The sequence below is a fragment of the Thauera phenolivorans genome, assembly GCF_001696715.1.
GTDB lineage: Bacteria > Pseudomonadota > Gammaproteobacteria > Burkholderiales > Rhodocyclaceae > Thauera > Thauera phenolivorans.
This window is the reverse complement of record NZ_MBFM01000002.1, coordinates 608,955-626,951: the sequence shown is the minus strand read 5'-3', so window position 1 is coordinate 626,951 and position 17,997 is coordinate 608,955. Positions and strand designations below refer to the sequence as shown.

14 protein-coding genes are annotated in these 17,997 nt (G+C 71.1%); 8 read left to right on the top strand and 6 right to left on the bottom strand.

Going from position 1 to position 17,997, the window contains the following annotated elements:
* Positions 1-14 precede the first annotated feature (14 nt).
* Positions 15-284 (bottom strand): hypothetical protein, encoded by a 270-nt coding sequence (locus tag BB334_RS06355; protein ID WP_068805839.1) that lies wholly within the window; start codon positions 282-284, stop codon positions 15-17.
* Between the two features lie 292 nt (positions 285-576).
* Here BB334_RS06355 and BB334_RS06350 point away from each other — a divergent pair, with 292 nt between their 5' ends.
* The gene (locus tag BB334_RS06350; protein WP_232756663.1) at positions 577-1,446 is read left to right on the top strand and encodes a Rossmann-like domain-containing protein; all 870 of its coding nucleotides are present in this window, start codon (positions 577-579) and stop codon (positions 1,444-1,446) included.
* Here the strand turns inward: BB334_RS06350 and BB334_RS06345 are convergent.
* A complete protein-coding gene (locus BB334_RS06345; RefSeq protein ID WP_068805836.1) occupies positions 1,430-2,026 on the bottom strand; it encodes a Yip1 family protein in 597 nt (198 codons plus the stop codon). The genes BB334_RS06350 and BB334_RS06345 overlap by 17 nt on opposite strands.
* Before the next feature lie 153 nt (positions 2,027-2,179).
* Entirely contained in the window at positions 2,180-3,520 is a 1,341-nt protein-coding gene (gorA, locus tag BB334_RS06340; RefSeq protein ID WP_068805833.1) for a glutathione-disulfide reductase, read from the bottom strand.
* Positions 3,521-3,725: 205 nt separating this feature from the next.
* Here gorA and BB334_RS06335 point away from each other — a divergent pair, with 205 nt between their 5' ends.
* From BB334_RS06335 to BB334_RS06325, 3 genes are all read left to right on the top strand, one after another.
* Entirely contained in the window at positions 3,726-4,022 is a 297-nt protein-coding gene (locus BB334_RS06335) for a hypothetical protein (protein ID WP_068805830.1), read from the top strand.
* Positions 4,023-4,178: 156 nt separating this feature from the next.
* On the top strand, positions 4,179-6,302 hold the full coding sequence (locus tag BB334_RS06330; protein ID WP_068806227.1) for a YgiQ family radical SAM protein: 2,124 nt from the start codon (positions 4,179-4,181) through the stop codon (positions 6,300-6,302).
* 210 nt (positions 6,303-6,512) lie between these two features.
* A complete protein-coding gene (locus BB334_RS06325; protein WP_068805827.1) occupies positions 6,513-9,161 on the top strand; it encodes a molybdopterin-dependent oxidoreductase in 2,649 nt (882 codons plus the stop codon).
* Positions 9,162-9,204: 43 nt separating this feature from the next.
* Here BB334_RS06325 and torT read toward each other — a convergent pair whose 3' ends face one another.
* A complete protein-coding gene (torT, locus tag BB334_RS06320; protein WP_068806225.1) occupies positions 9,205-10,311 on the bottom strand; it encodes a TMAO reductase system periplasmic protein TorT in 1,107 nt (368 codons plus the stop codon).
* Positions 10,312-10,379: 68 nt separating this feature from the next.
* Between torT and BB334_RS06315 the strand changes: the two genes are divergently transcribed.
* Positions 10,380-13,334, top strand: a complete 2,955-nt coding sequence (locus BB334_RS06315) for an ATP-binding protein (protein WP_232756662.1) — start codon at positions 10,380-10,382, stop codon at positions 13,332-13,334.
* Positions 13,335-13,338: 4 nt separating this feature from the next.
* On the opposite strand, the gene BB334_RS06310 is transcribed toward BB334_RS06315, so the two are convergent.
* Positions 13,339-14,070, bottom strand: a complete 732-nt coding sequence (locus BB334_RS06310; RefSeq protein WP_068805821.1) for a response regulator — start codon at positions 14,068-14,070, stop codon at positions 13,339-13,341.
* 248 nt (positions 14,071-14,318) lie between these two features.
* Between BB334_RS06310 and BB334_RS06305 the strand changes: the two genes are divergently transcribed.
* The 3 genes from BB334_RS06305 to BB334_RS18420 are packed head-to-tail and all read left to right on the top strand — an operon-like array spanning position 14,319 to position 16,662.
* Complete coding sequence (locus BB334_RS06305) at positions 14,319-15,317, top strand: sulfurtransferase (protein WP_068805818.1); 999 nt, start codon at positions 14,319-14,321, stop codon at positions 15,315-15,317.
* Positions 15,318-15,345: 28 nt separating this feature from the next.
* Positions 15,346-16,482, top strand: coding sequence for a YeeE/YedE family protein (locus tag BB334_RS06300; protein ID WP_068806222.1), 1,137 nt, complete (start codon positions 15,346-15,348; stop codon positions 16,480-16,482).
* Positions 16,483-16,494: 12 nt separating this feature from the next.
* The gene (locus BB334_RS18420; protein ID WP_198531189.1) at positions 16,495-16,662 is read left to right on the top strand and encodes a hypothetical protein; all 168 of its coding nucleotides are present in this window, start codon (positions 16,495-16,497) and stop codon (positions 16,660-16,662) included.
* An 89-nt stretch (positions 16,663-16,751) separates the two neighbouring features.
* Here the strand turns inward: BB334_RS18420 and BB334_RS06295 are convergent.
* On the bottom strand, positions 16,752-17,997 hold a 1,246-nt coding region (locus BB334_RS06295; RefSeq protein WP_083200324.1), incomplete at its 5' end, for a nicotinate phosphoribosyltransferase.

The window sequence follows — 17,997 nt, the reverse complement described above, 5'->3', positions numbered from 1 at the left end:
ACCGGCCCGCCGCCTCAGCGGCCGACGTTACCGGTGTAGTTGTCGAGGGTGCGCTTCTGATTGGCCTGCGTGGCTGAATTCCCTGCGGCGGTCTGTGCGGCGCTCTTGGCGGCGGTGCCGTCGCTACCGGCGATTTCGCTCGCGATCGCCGCGGTCTGGTTGCGCACGGTCTGACCGAAGTATTGGTAGACCGCGATCGCCGCCACCGCGATCAGCGCGACGATGATGATGTATTCGGTCATGCCCTGCCCGAGCTGGGCGGCGACGCGCTTGCTGTATGCCATGGTTCGGTTCCCCCGCGATGTGTTTCAGTGACCGAATAATGGCAAAGGCATATCCGCTGCGTCAATATGACAAAAGAGTTAAAGGCGAATGTGTCGCGAGCGGCAGAGAAGAAGCATCATCCGCACGCCAGGTGCGGACGCCCGGGTCCGTGGGTGGCGAACCTGAACCTCATCTCGACCTGGCACCGCGGGATCGCGGCGGTTGCCGCTCCTACCGCACGTCGCGCGATTGCGCCTTGGCGGAAGGCGGGCGGCCGTCCGACGCCCCTCCACAGGTATGATCGATCCCGCCGTGCCCCCTTCGCCATCGCCCGCCATGCGCTTCGCCACCGACCTCATCTCCCTGCTCGAACGCTCGCTGCCCGCCCCGAACCCGCGGGTCCGCGCCCTCCACCTGCCGCCGCCATCGGCGATCGGCTCGAAGGCGGGCGAGTTCTGCGCGCTCGAGCTCGACGACGGTTCGATCGGCCTGTCCTACGTGCTGCTCGACGACAGCCTGGCGCGCCTGCTCGACGGCGATGCGGCGGGCGCGGTGGCGAGGATGGATGCGCTCGAGCTGGCGCGGCAGTTCGTGAAGGGTGGGGCGGCGGAGCGCACGCTCGGCTTCGCCGCCGCCAATGCGCTGTCGCGCACGGTGCTGGACCGGGCGGGCTACCGGCCGCCGCGCGGCGGGGATTCGATCGGCGGCATCGACCCGCGCCCGGGCGAGCACATCGGCATGATCGGGCTGTTCACCCCGCTGCTGCGGCGGGTGGTCGACGCCGGGGCGAGGCTCACCGTGGTGGAGCTCGAGCCGGCGTGGGCGGGGGACTTCGACGGCTACCGGGTGACGCTCGACGCGCGCGAGCTCGAGCAGTGCGACAAGGTGCTGTCGACCAGCACGGTGCTGCTCAACGACAGCCTCGACCGCATGCTCGCGCATTGCCGGCGGGCGCGCTACGTGGCCCTGATCGGGCCGAGCGCGGGCTGCCTGCCCGATCCGCTGTTCGCGCGCGGGGTGAGTGCGGTGGGCGGGAGCTGGATCGACGACGGCCCCGGCATGATCGACGCGCTGCGGCGCGGCGAGCCATGGGGGGCCTTTGCCTGGAAGTTCCTGATCCGGCGCGAGGACTATCCGGGGCGCGCGGCCGCGGACGGGTCCGCGCTCAGCGCAGGCCGATGATCATGCTCATCATGAGCGCGAGCACCACCATCAGCGCGCACCAGGCGACGACACCGGCGGCGAGCACGAAGCTGCCCATCAGGCGGGCGCGGTCGTGCCCCTGGAGGTTGAACAGCGGCTCGACGCCGTGATAGATCAGCGCGGCCGAGCCCACCCACGCCACCGCCATGGCGGTGATCGCGGCCCACATCGAAGGGATGAACAGCACCAGCGCGCCCAGCCAGAGCGGCGTGGGGGCGACCGCGGCGAGCATGAAGGCATCGTGGTAGCTGGGCTGGGCACCGGCGACGTTGCCCATCTGCTGGATGATCGAGGCCATCAGCGCGACCATCAGCAGCTGCACCGCGACGAAGGCGACGAAGAGCGTGGCGGCCTCGCCGCCGCTGAAGGCGGGGACCACCTCGGGGAAGACCGCCCCCGGCGTGACGAAGATCGAATACACGAACATCGCCGCCGGAATCAGCGACATCGGCAGGACGTAGAAGGTGAGCATCCTCATCACCGACGGATGCATGCGCATCAGGTCCGGCCAGCCCTCCGAGTAGGAATAGAACATCTTGGGCAGGTTCTGTAGCGTCATGGTCGTCTCCTCCTCTCGATCTCGATCGGGATTCGGCCTTCGGCCACGACCCTCGCGCCGCATGCGTCGAGGAAAGGCGGCCCAAGGCCCGCGAACCGTTGACCCTCGAGGTCGGATTTGGTGCCCCGGGACCGTTCCTGCGCGGCGCGCGCCTCAGCGCATCGTCACCATCTCCTCCGCGCTGGTCGGGTGGATCGCGATGGTGTCGTCGAAGTCGGCCTTGGTCGCCCCCATGCGGATCGCCACCGCGAAGCCCTGCAGCATCTCGTCGGCACCGTCGCCGATGACGTGGCAGCCGACGATGCGTTCCTCGGGGCCGGCGCACACCAGCTTCATCGCGGTCTTCGGGCGGTGCTCGGTCATCGCGTTGTACATCGCGGTGAAGCGGGTGGTGTAGACCTTGACCTCGGCGTGCTCCTTGCGCGCCTGGTCCTCGCTCAGGCCGACGGTGCCGATCGGCGGGTGGCTGAAGATCACCGAGGGGATGGTGTGGTACTCGAGCTTGCTGTCGGGCTGGTCGCGGAAGAGGCGGGCGGCGAGCCGGCGGCCCGCGGCGATCGCCACTGGGGTGAGCTCGGCCTGGCCGGTGATGTCGCCGATCGCGTGGATGTGCGGCACGTTGGTGGTCTGGAAGGCGTCGGTCGGGATCACGCCGCCCTCGCCCAGCTCGACACCGGCGGCATCGAGCTCGAGGCGGTCGGTGTTGGGGTGGCGGCCGATCGCCCACAGCAGGCAGTCGACCTCGATGCTGCTGCCGTCGTCGAGCGCCACCTTCAGGCTGCCGTCGGCGTTGCGGGTGATCTCCTTCGCCTGCGTGTGCAGGCGCAGCTCGACGCCGTTGTCCTGCATCTGGCTCATCAGCTCCTCGCGCACGAGGGCGTCGAAGGGGCGCAGCAGCACGTCGCCGCGCACCAGCATCGTGACCTCGGAGCCGAGCGCGTTGAACACCCCGGCGAGCTCCACCGCGATGTAGCCGCTGCCGACCACCGCGACCCGGCGCGGCTGCTGCTCGAGGCCGAAGAAGCCGTCCGAGCTGATGCCGAGCTCGGCGCCCGGGATCGGCGGCACGTTCGGCCGGCCGCCGGTGGCGATGACGATGTGGCGGGCGCGGAAGTGGTGGCCGGTGACATCGACCGTGTGCGGATCGACGAAGTGGGCGAAGCCGTGCACCAGGTCGACGCCGGCCTTCTGCACCATGCCGGCGTAGATCCCGTTGAGGCGTTCGATGTAGGCGTCGCGGCGCTGCTTGAGGGTGGCCCAGTCGAACTCGTGGCCGGCCACGGTGAAGCCGTAGCCGGGCGCGTCGCGCAGCGCGTCGGCGATGCTGGCCGCGTACCACATGACCTTCTTCGGCACGCAGCCGACGTTCACGCAAGTGCCGCCGAGGCGGTCCGATTCGATCAGCAGCACCTTCGCGCCGTACTCCGCGGCGCGCCGCGCGGTCGCCACGCCGCCACTGCCGCCGCCGATCACCAGATAGTCGTATTCGGTCATTCGTGCTCACCCGTTCGGTTCGTCGATCCGTGTCCGCAGCCTGTGCCTGCCGGACGCCGCGGACAATCCTAACCCGGCGCGCCGCCCACGACACCCGCATCGCGCAAACATTCGCGCCGGATCGCGGCCAGGACAGGGGGCGTCCCGGGCACTTCGCGCGGGAAGTCGCGGTCGAAGCGGCATGCGAGCCCGGGAGGAGAGCGCGATGACACCCGAACACCTTGCGAGCCTGATCGGCGAGATCGAGCAGACCGATCCGCCGGATTTCGACCGCCTCGCGATCGATGCCGAGGGCGCGCGGCGGCTGATGGCCGCCCACCTGTGCGAGCTCGACCACCGCCTCGCCGAAGCCGGCCTCGGCAGCGAGGAGCGGCTCGAGATGATGGCCGCGATCGCCGCGCACACGATGGTGGAGAACATGCTGCTGCAGCTCGCGCGCCTGCGCCGCGGCGGTTCGGAGGTCGAGTTCCGCACCTGGATGAAGCGCCACGGCATGGGCTGAGCGGGGCGGGCGGCGGCGCGGCCCCCGGCGCCGTACAATGGCGGCGATATGAACGCATTCACGACCACCCCCTCCGGCGCCGCGGGCGCCGGGATCCTCGAGCGTGCCGTGCCCGGCTATCGCGCCGCGCCCTTTCTGCCGACCTCGCGCAAGGAAATGGACGCGCTCGGCTGGGACGCGTGCGACATCGTGCTCGTCACCGGGGACGCCTACATCGACCATCCGAGCTTCGGCATGGCGCTCATCGGCCGCCTGCTCGAGGCCCACGGCTTTCGCGTCGGCATCATCTCCCAGCCCGACTGGCACTCGGCCGAGCCTTTTCGCGCGCTCGGCAAGCCGCGCCTGTATTTTGGCATCACCGCCGGCAACATGGATTCGCTGGTCAACCGCTATACCGCCGACCGCAAGATCCGCTCGGACGACGCCTATACGCCCAACGCCGAGGCCGGCAAGCGCCCCGACCGCGCGGTCACCGTCTATGCGCAGCGCGCGCGCGAGGCCTTTCCCGGCACGCCGATCGTGATCGGCAGCATCGAGGCCAGCCTGCGCCGCATCGCCCATTACGACTACTGGTCGGACAAGGTGCGCCGCTCGGTGCTGCCGGATTCCAAGGCCGACATCCTGCTGTTCGGCAACGCCGAGCGCGCGCTGATCGCGCTCACCCACCGCCTCGCGGCCGGCGAACCGATCGAGTCGATCCGCGACCTGCGCGGCACCGCCTTCATGGTGAAGCCGGGCTGGCTGCCCGCGGACGAATGGCAGGAGATCGATTCGCTCGCGCTCGACCGGCCGGGCCGCATCGACGCCCACCCCGACCCCTACGCGATGGCGCCGGCCGCCGCCGCGCCGAAGGCCGCCGCCGACGGCGCGCAGCCGGTGCGCATCGTGCCGGCGGCCGAACGGCTGGCCGCGCGCCGCGCCGAGCGCGCCCACACCCTGGTCCGCCTGCCGTCCTACGAGCAGGTCAAGGACGATGCGGTGCTGTACGCCCACGCCTCGCGCGTCTTCCACCTCGAGTCCAACCCCGGCAACGCGCGCGCGCTGGTGCAGCGCCACGGCGAGGGGCCGGGCGCGCGCGACGTGTGGATCAACCCGCCGCCGGTGCCGCTCACCACGCCGGAAATGGACTTCGTGTTCGACCGCCCGTTTGCCCGCGCACCGCATCCGAGCTACGGCGATGCCCGCATTCCGGCGTGGGACATGATCAAGTTCTCGATCAACATCATGCGCGGCTGCTTCGGCGGCTGCACCTTCTGCTCGATCACCGAGCACGAGGGCCGCATCATCCAGAGCCGCTCGCACGCGTCGATCCTCCACGAGATTGCGGAGATCCGCGACAAGTCGCCCGACTTCAAGGGCCACATCACCGACCTCGGCGGACCCACCGCGAACATGTACCGCATGGCCTGCAAGAGCAAGGCGATCGAGGAGAACTGCCGGCGCCTGTCCTGCGTGTACCCGGGCATCTGCGAGAACCTGAACACCGACCATTCCTCGCTCGTCGAGCTCTACCGCAAGGCGAGGGCGGTGCCGGGCGTCAAGCGCATCACGATCGGCTCCGGCCTGCGTTACGACCTCGCGGTGCGCTCGCCCGAGTACGTCAGGGAGCTCGTCACCCACCACGTCAGCGGCCTGCTCAAGATCGCCCCCGAGCACACCGAGGAGAACACCCTCTCGAAGATGATGAAGCCGGGCATCGGCACCTACGAGACCTTCGCCCGCATGTTCGAGAAGTACTCGCAGGAGGCGGGCAAGAAGCAGCACCTGGTGCCGTACTTCATCGCGGCGCACCCGGGCACCACCGACGAGGACATGCTCAACCTCGCGCTGTGGCTCAAGGCCCACGACTTCCGCCTGGATCAGGTGCAGACCTTCCTGCCCACGCCGATGGCGCTGGCGACCACGATGTACCACACGCGCAAGAACCCGCTCAAGAAGGTGTCGGCGGATTCGGAGGCGGTCGAGACCGCGCGCGCCGGGAAGATCCGCAAGCTGCACAAGGCCTTCCTGCGCTGGCACGACCCGGAGAACTGGCCGCTGCTGCGCGAGGCGCTGATGCGCATGGGGCGCCCGGAGCTGATCGGCAACGGGCCGAACTGCCTCGTGCCGCGCCACCAGCCGGCGGCGATGGCGCCCGGTGCGGCGGGCGGGCAGGGCAGGGCCAGTGCTCAGCGTCGCCCGCCGCGCGGCCAGCCGGCGCCCGCTGCACCCGCGCCGCGGGGCGGGCGCAGCGCCACCAGGCCCGCCGGCGGCCGGGGGCCGCGCGGCGGCTCACGCTGAGCGGCCCGCCTGCCTGGTGCAGACTGCCGAGAGATCGCGACTGGAGCCGCCCCGCACCGTGTGCCGGGCGGCTCCGGCTTTGTGAACGCGATTAACGGATCCACAGCCGCCGTTTGCAATTCTCCTGCCTCGGTTAACCGTGGCCGAGGAAGATCACGCTCGACAAGCGCCTCCGGCCCTTCGGGCCCGAACGTGATCCAGGAGAACCGCATGACCCTCAGCCGCCGCGCCTTCCTCAAGTCCACCGCCGCCATCGCCGTCGCCAGCGGCGGGCTCAAGCTCTTCGGCGTCAACGAAGTCTTCGCTTCCGACACCGTGCTGATTCCGCACGCCACCCACTACGGCCCTTTCACGGCGGTGGTGAAGAATGGCGTGCTGATCGGTGTGCAGCCGCTGAAGGACTTCGACCCGATGCCCACGCAGATGCTGCTCGAGGGTGTGCTGAGCCGCACCTACCACCCGACCCGCGTGCAGTACCCGATGGTGCGCCGCTCCTATCTCGCCAATCCCCGTGGCGACACCAAGCCGCACCTGCGCGGCAAGGAGCCCTTCGTGCGCGTGTCCTGGGAAGACGCGCTCGCCCTGGTCGCCGACGCCAGCCTGCGCACGATCGAGGAGCACGGCAACGACGCGCTGTTCAGCTCGTCCTACGGCGGCTGGTCGCATGCCGGCGTGCTGCGCCCGCAGGTGCTGCAAGGCCGCCTGTTCGGTCTCATCGGCGGCCACAGCGTGACCACCGGCGACTACTCCGGCGGCGCTTCGCAGATCAGCCTGCCGCACATCATCGGCGACATGGAGGTCTATTCGACGCAGACCGCGTGGGAGGTGATCCGCGACAACACCGAGGTCTTCGTGCTCGTCGGCTGCGACCCGTGGAAGAACAACCGCATCGAATACACCGTGGCCGACCACCAGATGTATCCGCGCTGGGAGGCGATCCGCGACGCCGGCGTGAAGTTCATCGCGATCGACCCGCAGCGCACCACCACCGCCCACGCCATGAAAGCGGAGTGGGTGAAGATCATCCCCAACACCGACACCGCGCTGTTCCTCGCGATGTGCTCGCACGTCTACACCAGCGGCAAGTACGACCAGGCCTATCTGGACAAGTACACCGTCGGTTTCGACAGGTTCCTGCCCTATCTGCTCGGCAAGGATGCTGACGGTACGCCGCCCAAGACCCCGGAATGGGCCGAGCGGATCACCGGCATTCCGGCGGCGAAGATCGTCGAGATGGCCGACCTGTTCGCCAGCAAGCGCACCCAGTTCGCCGGTGCCTGGTCGCTGCAGCGCGCCCACCACGGCGAGATGAGCCACTGGGCGATCATCGCCTTCGCCGCGATGACCGGCAAGATCGGCAAGCCGGGCGAGGGTGTGGGTTTTTCCTGGCACTACGGCGGTGGCGGCATGCCGGTGTCGGGCAAGCGCAGCGCGGTCGGCATCGCCCAGGGCCGCAACCCGGCGAAGGGCCGCTGCCCGGCCTCGCGGATCTCGGAGATGCTGCTCAACCCCGGCAAGCCCTATACCCGGGACGGCGCCACCTTCAACTACCCCGACGTGCACATGATCTACAACGCGGGCAACAACTTCGTTCATCACCAGCAGAACACCAACGAGCTGATCGAGGCGATGGCGAAGAAGGTGCACACCGTGGTGAACCAGGACCCGTGGTGGTGCGCGTCCTCGCGCTACGCCGACATCGTGCTGCCGGCCACCACCACGCTCGAGCGCAACGACATCAGCAGCGGCGGCACCTACGCCAACGACAAGATCTGGGCGATGCGCCAGGTGATCCAGCCCTATGGCGAGAGCCTCGACGACTTCGAGATCTTCCGCCGCCTGGGCGAGCTGTTCGGGGTCGAGTACGGCTTCACCGAAGGTCTGACGGTGTTCGACATCGTCAAGAACAGCTACGCCAACACCGACGCCACGATCCCGTTCGAGGAGTTCTGGGAAACCGGCGTCGCCGAGATGGCGGTGCCCGACGCGGCCCGGCGCTGGGTGCGCCACGGCGACTTCTACACCGACCCCGAGAAGAATCCGCTGCACACCGCCACCGGCAAGATCGGCCTCTACATCGAAGCCTTCGAGCGCTTCGGCACGAAGGAATGCCCGCCGATCCCGAAGTACCTCGAGCCGGCCGAGTTCCTCGGCAACGCCAGGCCCGGCCAGGTGCATGTGGTCAGCCCGCACCCCTTCATGCGGGTGCATTCGCAGATGGCCAACGCCGAGTGCGCGAAGCACCTGAACATCCAGGGCCGCGAGTTCGCGCTCATCAGCGAGGAAGACGCGCGCGAGCGCGGGGTGAAGGACGGCGAACTGATCGAGGTCTACAATGACCGGGGCGCGGTGATCGTCGGTGCGCGGGTGTCGCCCGACATCATGAAGGGCGTGATCAGCATCTACGAGGGCGCCTGGCTGTCGAAGGACAGCAAGGGCCGCTGCAACAGCGGCGCGATCAACGTGCTGACCACCAGCGTGGCGGCGAGCGACCTCAGTCAGGCCACCAGCGCCAACACCTGCCTCGCGTACTTCCGCAAGTGCACCGACGCCGAGGGGCCGAACCGCGCCTACGAGCCGCCGGTGGTCGAGACCACCGCCGCGCGCATCGACGCGGCGGCGCTCAAGCTCACCGACCGCGCACACGAAGCGAAGGCGGCCTCGACCGCAGGCATGACGCCGGGCGAACAGCTCTTCTACCAGCGCTGCACGCTCTGCCACGTGCCGCGCGAACCGGCCGACTTCACCGTGAAGCAGTGGCACGGCATCACCGAGAGCATGTTCCCGCGCGCCGGCCTGACCGACGAGGAACGCGCCCTGGTGCTCGATTTCCTCGAGAAGAACGCCAAGCCGATGTGAGCGGCGGCCGCTGAAGCGGCCAGCGCGCGGCGCCGACCGGGCCTCAGGGCCGGGTCGGCGCCACTTCGTACACCGGCACGAAGCCGGCCGGCGGCAGCATCCAATCCACCGGGAAGCGCTCGAGGCGCGCGGCGTCGACGAGTTCGACCGCGGGGCCGACATGGGGCTCGATCGCGAGTCCCTCGAGCGCCCGCAAGACCTGCCGCATCGCCATCCGGCCCTGCAGCACCGGGAAGTCGGTCACCGACACCAGGATGCGACCGCGCAGCAGGCCGCTGTGGACGCCGGGCGTCAGGTAGGACGAGACGATGCCGACCTCGTCCTCGCGCCCGCGCCGGCGCAGTTCGGCGATCGCCGCCTCCGCCATCGGCGCGTTGCCGACCAGGTAGTCCAGCCGGGGGTGGGCGTCGAGCACCTCTTCCACCAGCCGGCGCTGGATCGAGCGCCCGGTGTCGCCCCAGCGCACGCTGGCGATGCGCACCGCGCTGTCCGCGATGGCGTCGCGGAAGCCGCGATCGATGAAGTCCACCCAGCCCGCGTCCTCGAGGCCGGGGAACCAGGCGATATCGACCGGCGCCGAGCCGGCCGGGTGGCGCGCCGCCAGCCAGCCGCCGATCTTCGCGCCGAGCTGGTACCAGGGCACGCCGACCTTGCCGCGCACCACGTCGGCGTCGATGTCGTTGACCAGCGCCAGCACCGGCTTGCGCGTTCGCGCCGGCGCGAGCAGGTCGTCGAGGCCGGCAAGGCTCACCGTGCCGACCAGCAACGCGTCGACACGCTCGTCCGCGAGGCAGCCGGCGACGTGTTCGCGCTGGCGCGCCAGCCCGGCGTAGCCACCCGACTCGAGCACGCGCAGGCCCACCCCGAGCGCGCGCGCCTCCTCGACCATGCCGTAGTTCACCGCGAGCCAGTAGCTGTCCTTCAGATGCGGATAGACGGCGCACACCTGCCACGGACGCGAGGCGGCGATCCGCGCCATCGCGGGCGCGGGCGCATCTGCCGCGGTCGCGGCGCGCTGGTCGCCCGCCCAGCGCTCGATCGGCCACGCCGCCGTGGGATCCGCCGCCGATGCGGAGGCGGCGGCCAGCAGCGCGGCGAGCGCGAGCGTGCCCAATGCCCTGGCGGCGCGGCACCGGTAAGATGAAGCCATTTTGTTGCTGATCATTGGGTCAGGCGAAACTGCGCGGAACACGCCCCGATATGGACGCTCCATCTTACGTGAAAGCCGTTCCCGCCCGCCGCTTCGGCCTGCGCGAGCGGCTGCTGCTCGGCCTGCTGCTGGGCGCGCTCGCCACGGTGATGGTGGCGGTGGTGGGATGGATCAGCTTCCAGCGCGTGGTCGCCAGCCAGCAGGCGATCGTCCGCGACACCCTGCCGGCCGCCGACGCCCTGCACGAGGCGGTGCGCGGCAACGCTCGCCTCGCGGCGCTCGCGCCGCGGCTGGCGCGCGCCGACTCCAGCGCCGAGCTCGCGCAGCTGCGCGCGATGCTGGAGGCCGACGTGCCCATGATCCGCGACCGCCTGGGCGCGCTCGATTCGCCGCACGTCGAGCCGGAACTGCGCACACGCCTGCAGGCGACCGGCGAAGTGCTCGCTGTCCGCCTTGGCGCGATGGCCGACACCATCGCCGAGCGGCTGCGGCTGCGCGACGACCTCGCCGCCATGGGGCGCACGCTGCGCGCGCAGGTCGACGCCCTCGAGACGCTTGCGGGGACCCAGGCCGACAACGCCACCGCGCTGCTGGTGTCGACCCTCACCGCGCTGATGCAGCCGTCGCAGCCAGGCGGGGCGCTCGAAGGCGCGGCACGCGCCGCGGCGAGCGACCGCCTGCTCGACCTCGACCTCGATACGCTGGAGCGCATGCACGAACTGAGCCTGACCGTGCATGCGCTCGGCGCCCTGGTCGACCGCCTCGACGAGCTCGACACCGACGAGCGGCTGGATGCCGCGCGCAGCGAGTTCGGGGCGCGCCTCGCGTTGCTCGCGCGCCGCCTGCGCGACATTGGCGACCCGGTCGCCCGTGCGCAGGGCGTTGCGCTGCACGATGGCCTGGGGGCGGCGCTGGCGCCGGCAGGCGCCTTCGCGCTGCGCGCCCACGCGCTCGCGCTGCGCACCCACGGCGACGCGCTGCAGGGCGAGGTCGGCACCCTCACCACCGAGCTCGACGCGCTCGCCGGCGAACTGATCCACCGCGGCGGGCGCATTCTCGCCTCGGCCGGACTGGCCGCCGAGCGCAGCGCCACCTCGGGGCTGGTGGCCTTCGGCGTGATCGGCGCGGCGCTGCTGCTGGTGACCGCACTGGTCATCGGCCGCGTGCTGCGCCGGCACACGCTCGGGCGCCTGCTCGCGCTCGAGGAGGCGACCCTGGCGCTCGCCGCGGGCAGGCGCGAGGTGAAGATCGACACTGCAGGCGACGACGAGCTCGCCTCACTGTCGCGCGCGCTCGAGCGCTTTCGCAACGACGCGATCGAACGCGACCGGCTCGCCGAGGCGCTGCGCCAGCAGCAGGCGGCGCTGGAGCAAGAGGTCGCGGCGCGCACCGCCGAGTTGCGCCAGAGCAATGGCGCGCTTGCGCGCGAGATGGCTGAGCATGCCGACGCGCGCATCGCCGCCGAGAAGGCCGACCGCGCGAAGACGGCCTTCCTCGGCACCGTCAGTCACGAGCTGCGCACGCCGATGGCGGGGATCCTCGGGCTGCTCGAGCTGCTAGAGGACGCCGAGCCCGCGCCTGGCCAGCAGCAGTACCTCGCCCAGATCCGCGCGGCGGCGCTGCTGCTGCTCGAGCTGCTTGAGGACATGCTCGATTTCGCGCGCATCGAGGCGGGCGGGGTTCATGTCGAGAACACACCGTTCAGCCTGCGCGATGCGGTCAACGACGTCTTCGCGGTGCAGGGTTCGCGGGCGGCGGCGCGCGGCCTGGCGCTGGTTGCCGACATCGAGCCGGCGATAGCGGATCTCGTGCTCGGCGATCGCCGCAAGCTGAGCCAGATCCTGCTCAATCTCGTCGGCAACGCGATCAAGTTCAGCGACGAAGGCGCGGTCACGGTGCGCATCGCGGCGGGGAGCGCGCCCGGCGCGCTCGCCTTCGCGGTCGAGGATCACGGCATCGGGATCGATCCCGAGCGCCAGCGCGAAGTCTTCGAGCCCTTCGTCCAGGTGCGCGACACCGGCCGCCACCATGCGGGCACCGGCCTCGGGCTCGCGGTGTGCAAGCGTCTGGTGCAGGCGCTCGGCGGCGAGATCGCGCTGCGCAGCGCGCCCGGGCGGGGCACGACGGTGAGCTTCGAGCTGAGCCTTGCGCCGGTGGCCAGTGCGCCGTCCGCCGCCACCGGCGCGCAGGCCGATGCGCTCGAGCGCGGCCACGCCGTGCTGGTGGTCGAGGACGACGCGGTCAATCGCATGGTCGTCGAGCGCTTCCTGCAGCGGCTCGGTCAGCATCCGATGTGCGCCACCGACATCCAGTCGGCGCTGCAGGCGCTCGCGGCGCAGCGGCCGGCGCTCGCCCTGATCGACATGTACCTCCCCGATGGCGACGGCCGCGAGCTGCTCGCCCGCCTGCGCACGCTGCCGGGCGGGCGCGAACTGCCGGTGGTGCTGATGTCCGCCCACATTCCTGCGAACGAGGTGCAGGCCTTGCTCGATGCGGGGTTCAGCGCGTTCCTGTCGAAGCCCTTCACCCGTGTCCAGCTGCAGGCCTTGCTTGCGCGCCTGCTGTCGACGCCCGGGGCGGCAGGCACCGGCGAATTCCCGACCTCGGCGGACGCGGGGGAAACCGCCGACGCGCCCGGCACGCAGCCCGCTGACGCGCCCGTCGAATGGGTGAGCCTGGCCTTCCTGCGCGCCGAGCGCGAGGCGCTCGGAGAGACGGTGCTGGCCGGGATCGCCCGCGTGTTCCGGGCCCAGGGCGATGAACTGGCGGCGGCGCTGCTGGCCGCCGCGCGGGCGGGGCAGGCCGAGGACTGCGCGCGGCTCGCGCACAAGCTGCGGGGCGCGGCCTTCAATCTCGGACTCGAGCGGCTGGGGCGCGCTGCGGGCCGGCTGGAAGAGGACCTCCGCGCACACGCGGCGGGTACCAGCTTGGCGGCGCGGGCCGAGGCGTTGCGACACGACTACCTGCACAGTCTCGAGCATCTGGAAGTCGCGCTGCACCGCCTCGAGGAGCCCGAGGCGTGAACCCTCAGGCCCGCCGCCGCTCGCTGTCGACCGCGAGCCGGTAGCCTTCGCCGCGCACGGTCACGATCAGCGAGTCGGCGCGGCCTTCGTCGATCTTGCCGCGCAGCCGGCGCACGAGGACGTCGATCGTGCGGTCCTGCGGCGCCCAGTCCCTGCCGCTCACGGCCCGCGACAGCCGGTCGCGGTCGATTACCTCGCCGGGATGACGCACCAGCAGGGCCAGCACCTCGAACTCGCCGCGCGTCAGCGTCAGCTCGCGGCCGCCGGCGTCGCACAGGCGGCGCCTGGGCAGGTCGAGCGTCCACCCGGCGAAGCCGAACACGCCCTCGCTCTCGGCGGGGCGATGTTCGCCGGTGCGCCGGAGCAGGCTCTTGACCCGGGCGAGCAGTTCGCGCGGGTTGAAGGGCTTGGTGACATAGTCGTCGGCGCCCACCTCGAGGCCGACCACCTTGTCGACGTCATCGCTGCGGCTGGTGACGAGGATGATGCCGATCGACGGATTGCGGGCGCGCAGGTCGCGCGCGAGCGAGAGGCCGTCCTGCCCCGGCAGGTTGACGTCGAGCAGCACCAGGTCGACCGGATTGCGGCCGAGCGCCTGCCAGAAGGCCACGCCGTCGCCCGCCAGCAGCACACGGTAGCCCTCCTGGGTGAAATAGGCGTTCAGCCTGGCCTGGGCCACGAGGTCGTCATCGACGACCAGAAGGGTCGGGCCGCTCGTTTCCCGCACTCCCTGCATCCCGGATCTCGTCAACATAAAGTCGGGATTCTAGCGGTGAAGCGGCCCACCGCCACCGCTGGCGGGGCGCTGATCCGCGTGAAGCGCGATCGAGCGCGACGAATGGCCTGCCATGTAACTCACGGCTATATACAAGTGCCTGGAAATGCATTCCAGGAGATAAAAGCCTGACCTAGAATCGTTCTCACTTGGACCTGCGGGCCGCGCGCCCCAGGTTCCCATCAAGCACTTTCGCGGACGCCCATCTCATGTTGAAGAAGCTCATCGTCTCCGTCGCCCTCGCCACCGGCAGCCTCGTGCTCGCCGCCCCGGCGCTGGCCAGCACCCATGCCGCCCCGGCGGCTTCCCGGACCGCCCCGGCGCCGAGCGCGGCGGCGGTCTCGCCGCTGCTCTCCGCCCAGGATCTCGCCACGCTGCTCGGCCAGCCGGGCGTGCGTGTGCTCGACATCCGCGCCGACAAGGACTACGCCGGCGGGCACATCCCGGGCGCGGTCAACACCCCCTATGGCAAGTACCGCGGCCCGCAGGACAATCCCGGCGCGCTGCCGGCCGAGGCCGCGCTGAGCGCGCTGCTGCAGGCCGCCGGCGTCGACCGCGACACCCATGTGGTGGTGGTGCATGGCGGCACCGATCACACCGACTTCGGTGCCGCGGCGCGGGTCTACTGGACGCTCAAGGTCGGCGGCCTCAGCCGGCTGTCCATCCTCGATGGCGGCACCAAGGCGTGGAAGGCGGCCGGCGGCGCACTCGAGACCACGGCGCCGACGGTAACCCCGACACAGTTCAGCTACCACTACGACCACGAGCAGATCGTCAGCACCCAGGAGCTCGCCGCGGCGGTGCAGGCAGGCGCGACCCCGCTCCTCCTCGATGCGCGGCCGAAGTCCTTCTTCGGCGGCGAGGCGCGCACCGACGCGGCCGCCCGCTACGGTACGCTGCCCGGCGCCACCTCCTTCGACAACGCGCAGTTCTTCCCCAAGGGCGGCACCACGCTGAAGCCGGCGAGCGAGCTGAAGGCGCTGGTGGCGCAGGCGGGCATCGGTGACGCGCCGGCGGTGTCCTTCTGCAACACCGGCCACTGGGCGGCGACCAACTGGTTCGTGATGTCGGAGATCGCCGGCAACGAGCAGGTCAAGCTCTATCCCGAGTCGGTGGTGGCGTGGAGCCAACGCGAGCTGCCGATGCAGAACCAGCCCTCACGCGTGAGTGCGCTGGTGCAGGACGTCAAGCGCGCGTTCGCCAGGTGAGCGGGAAGGAAACCGAACGATGCGTTTCATGAACCGACTCCTGCTGGTGGCGGGCGGCCTGGCGGGCGTGTTCGCGGTGATGCTCACCGCCGGCGTGCGCCAGGGCCTGCTCGCGCTGCTCGGCATCGGCTTCGGCGCCGCCCTGCAGGGCGCGCGCTTCGGCTTCACCACCGGCTGGCGCGACTACATCGAGCGCCGCGACCCGCAGGGCCTGTGGGCGCAGATGCTGCTGCTCGCGCTCGCGGCGGCGCTCACCCTGCCGCTGCTGGCGGCCAACCCGGGCGAGCTCGTCGGCGCGGTGGCGCCGCTCACCTTCAGCCTGGTGCTCGGCGCCTTCCTGTTCGGCGCCGCGATGCAGCTCGCCGACGGCTGCGGCTCGGGCACGCTGTATAAGGCCGGTGCGGGTGCGCCGCTGTCGGTGGCGGTGCTGCCGACCTTCGCCATCGGCAGCTTCGTCGGCGCCTCGCATCAGCCGGGCTGGGTCGCGCTCGGCGGCCTGCCGGCGGTCGACCTGCTGCGCTTCGGCTGGCCGGTGGCGCTGCTGCTCACCGTGCTCGGCTGCGGCCTGGTGTCCTGGCTGGCGGCGCGCGGCGCGCGACAGAACGCGCGTGCCCGCATCACGGGTCGTCCCGAGGCGCTGCCGAAGGCGCTCGACGCGGCCTCAGGCTACGGTGGCTGGGCCCGGCGCTGGTGGATCGGCGCGCTGGTGCTCGCGGTGCTGTACACCGCGCATCTGGTGGTCGCCGGCCAGCCCTGGGGCATCGTCTACGGCATCGGCGTGTGGGGCGCGAAGGTCGCCGCCGCGCTCGGCTGGAGCCCGGTGGGCGATGCCTTCTGGGGCGCGGCGCCGCACGCCACGCGGCTGGCCGAGCCGGTGCTCGCCGACGTCACCTCGGTGACCAACCTCGGCCTGATCTATGGCGCGCTCGCCGCCTCGCGCTGGAACGGCGTGGCGATGTTCACCACGCCCTCCGCGAAGCGGCTGATCGCGGCGAGCGTTGCAGGGCTGGTGATGGGCTACAGCTCGCGCATGGCCTTCGGCTGCAACGTCGGCGCCTTCTTCGGCGGCGTGGCCTCGGCCAGCCTGCATGGCTGGGTGTGGTTCGCGCTCGCCTTCGCGGGTTCGATCCTGGGCGTGCGCCTGCGTCGGCGCATCGCGGCCTGAGGAGGAGGGGACATGGACAGCAAGCGAATCTTCCGCCTCGTCAATCTGCTCTTCTGGGTGCTGGTGCTTGCGCTGGTCGCGCTCGACACCGCGAGCACGAGCGGCGTGCGCGTGGAGCCGCCGCCGATCGCGCTCGGCAGCGGTCAGGCGGCCTCGGGCGGGCACTGCTCGGGACGCTGAGACCCGCGGTCGGGCCGACCCGGCTGCCCCGGCGCAGCGCGCCGGCGACGGGCGCCGCAATCTCCTCGCGGCGTGGCGGCGCCCGTTCTTCAATGCGGCATGCGGTCGACCTCGGCCGCGAGCGCCCTCAGGCCGGGCGAGATCTCCACCGGATAGGGCGTAGCGGGCGCGGCCGCGCGCAGCGCCTCGGGCAGGCGGGCGAGTTCGGCCGCGGCGTGCTCGCGCAGGGCGGCCAGCGGTTCGGCGGGCGCGAGGCGTCTGCCGTCGCGCATCACCGGCTGGAGCAAGGGCTCGCCGCGCCCGCTCACCGCTTCCTTGCGCTGCGCCACGAGGTCGCCGCCCAGGCGGCCGTCGGCGTCGAGTGCGCGATACACCTGCTTCGCCCCCGGCCATGTGGCCTTGCCCTCCGAGCGTTTGCGCCGCCCGCGGCCGGCGTATTCCTGCAGCTTGTAGGCGGAGTCGAGGGCGGGCGCGTCGATCGAGGTGGTGAGGTGGGTGCCGATGCCGAAGCCGTCGATCGGCGCGCCCTCGCCGAGCAGGCGGGCGAGGCGGAACTCGTCGAGGTTGCCGCTGGCGAAGATGCGCACCTCGCCGAGGCCGCCCGCATCGAGGATCGCGCGCACCTGGCGCGCGTGCTCGGCGAGATCGCCGCTGTCGAGCCGCACCGCGGCGAGGCGCACGCCGCGGGCGCGCAGCGCGGGGGCGAGTTCGACCACCTTCGCCGCCGCGGCCTCGGTGTCGTAGGTGTCGATGAGCAAGGTCACGCTGGCCGGCTGGGAGGCGGAGAAGGCTTCGAAGGCCTCGTGCTCGAGCGCGTGCGCCTCGATGTAGGAGTGCGCCATGGTGCCGAACACCGGGATGCCGAAGCGCTGGCCGGCGAGCACGGTGGCGGTGCCGCCGAAGCCGGCGAGGTAGCTCGCGCGCGCCGCGAGCAGCCCGGCCTCGGCGCCGTGGGCGCGGCGCAGGCCGAAATCCACCAGCAGCCTGCCCGGGGCGGCGAGCACGCAGCGCGCCGCCTTGGTGGCGATCAGGCTGGAGAAGTTGATCAGGTTGATCAGCCGGCTCTCGACGAACTGCGCCTCGCCGATCGGTGCCTCGACGCGCAGCACCGGTTCGTCGGGGAAGAAGGCCGTGCCCTCGCGCATCGCATGGACCTCGCCGCTGAAGCGGAAAGCCGCCAGCCAATCGACGAAGTCGTCGCGGAAGCGGCCGCTGTCTCGCAGCCAGGCGAGCTCATCCTCGCGAAAGCGAAGGTTCTCGAGGTAGTCGAGGGCCTGTTCGAGCCCGGCGGCGAGCAGGAAGTTGCGCTGCGCGGGCAGGGCGCGCACGAAGAGT

Coding starts and splice junctions, on each gene's coding strand:
- BB334_RS06325 (WP_068805827.1), top strand. CDS start 6,513: ATGACCCTCAGCCGCCGCGCCTTCCTCAAGTCCACCGCCGCCATCGCC.
- torT (WP_068806225.1), bottom strand. CDS start 10,311: ATGGCTTCATCTTACCGGTGCCGCGCCGCCAGGGCATTGGGCACGCTC.
- BB334_RS18420 (WP_198531189.1), top strand. CDS start 16,495: ATGGACAGCAAGCGAATCTTCCGCCTCGTCAATCTGCTCTTCTGGGTG.
- BB334_RS06355 (WP_068805839.1), bottom strand. CDS start 284: ATGGCATACAGCAAGCGCGTCGCCGCCCAGCTCGGGCAGGGCATGACC.
- BB334_RS06305 (WP_068805818.1), top strand. CDS start 14,319: ATGTTGAAGAAGCTCATCGTCTCCGTCGCCCTCGCCACCGGCAGCCTC.
- BB334_RS06310 (WP_068805821.1), bottom strand. CDS start 14,070: ATGCAGGGAGTGCGGGAAACGAGCGGCCCGACCCTTCTGGTCGTCGAT.
- BB334_RS06300 (WP_068806222.1), top strand. CDS start 15,346: ATGAACCGACTCCTGCTGGTGGCGGGCGGCCTGGCGGGCGTGTTCGCG.
- BB334_RS06335 (WP_068805830.1), top strand. CDS start 3,726: ATGACACCCGAACACCTTGCGAGCCTGATCGGCGAGATCGAGCAGACC.
- gorA (WP_068805833.1), bottom strand. CDS start 3,520: ATGACCGAATACGACTATCTGGTGATCGGCGGCGGCAGTGGCGGCGTG.
- BB334_RS06330 (WP_068806227.1), top strand. CDS start 4,179: ATGGACGCGCTCGGCTGGGACGCGTGCGACATCGTGCTCGTCACCGGG.
- BB334_RS06345 (WP_068805836.1), bottom strand. CDS start 2,026: ATGACGCTACAGAACCTGCCCAAGATGTTCTATTCCTACTCGGAGGGC.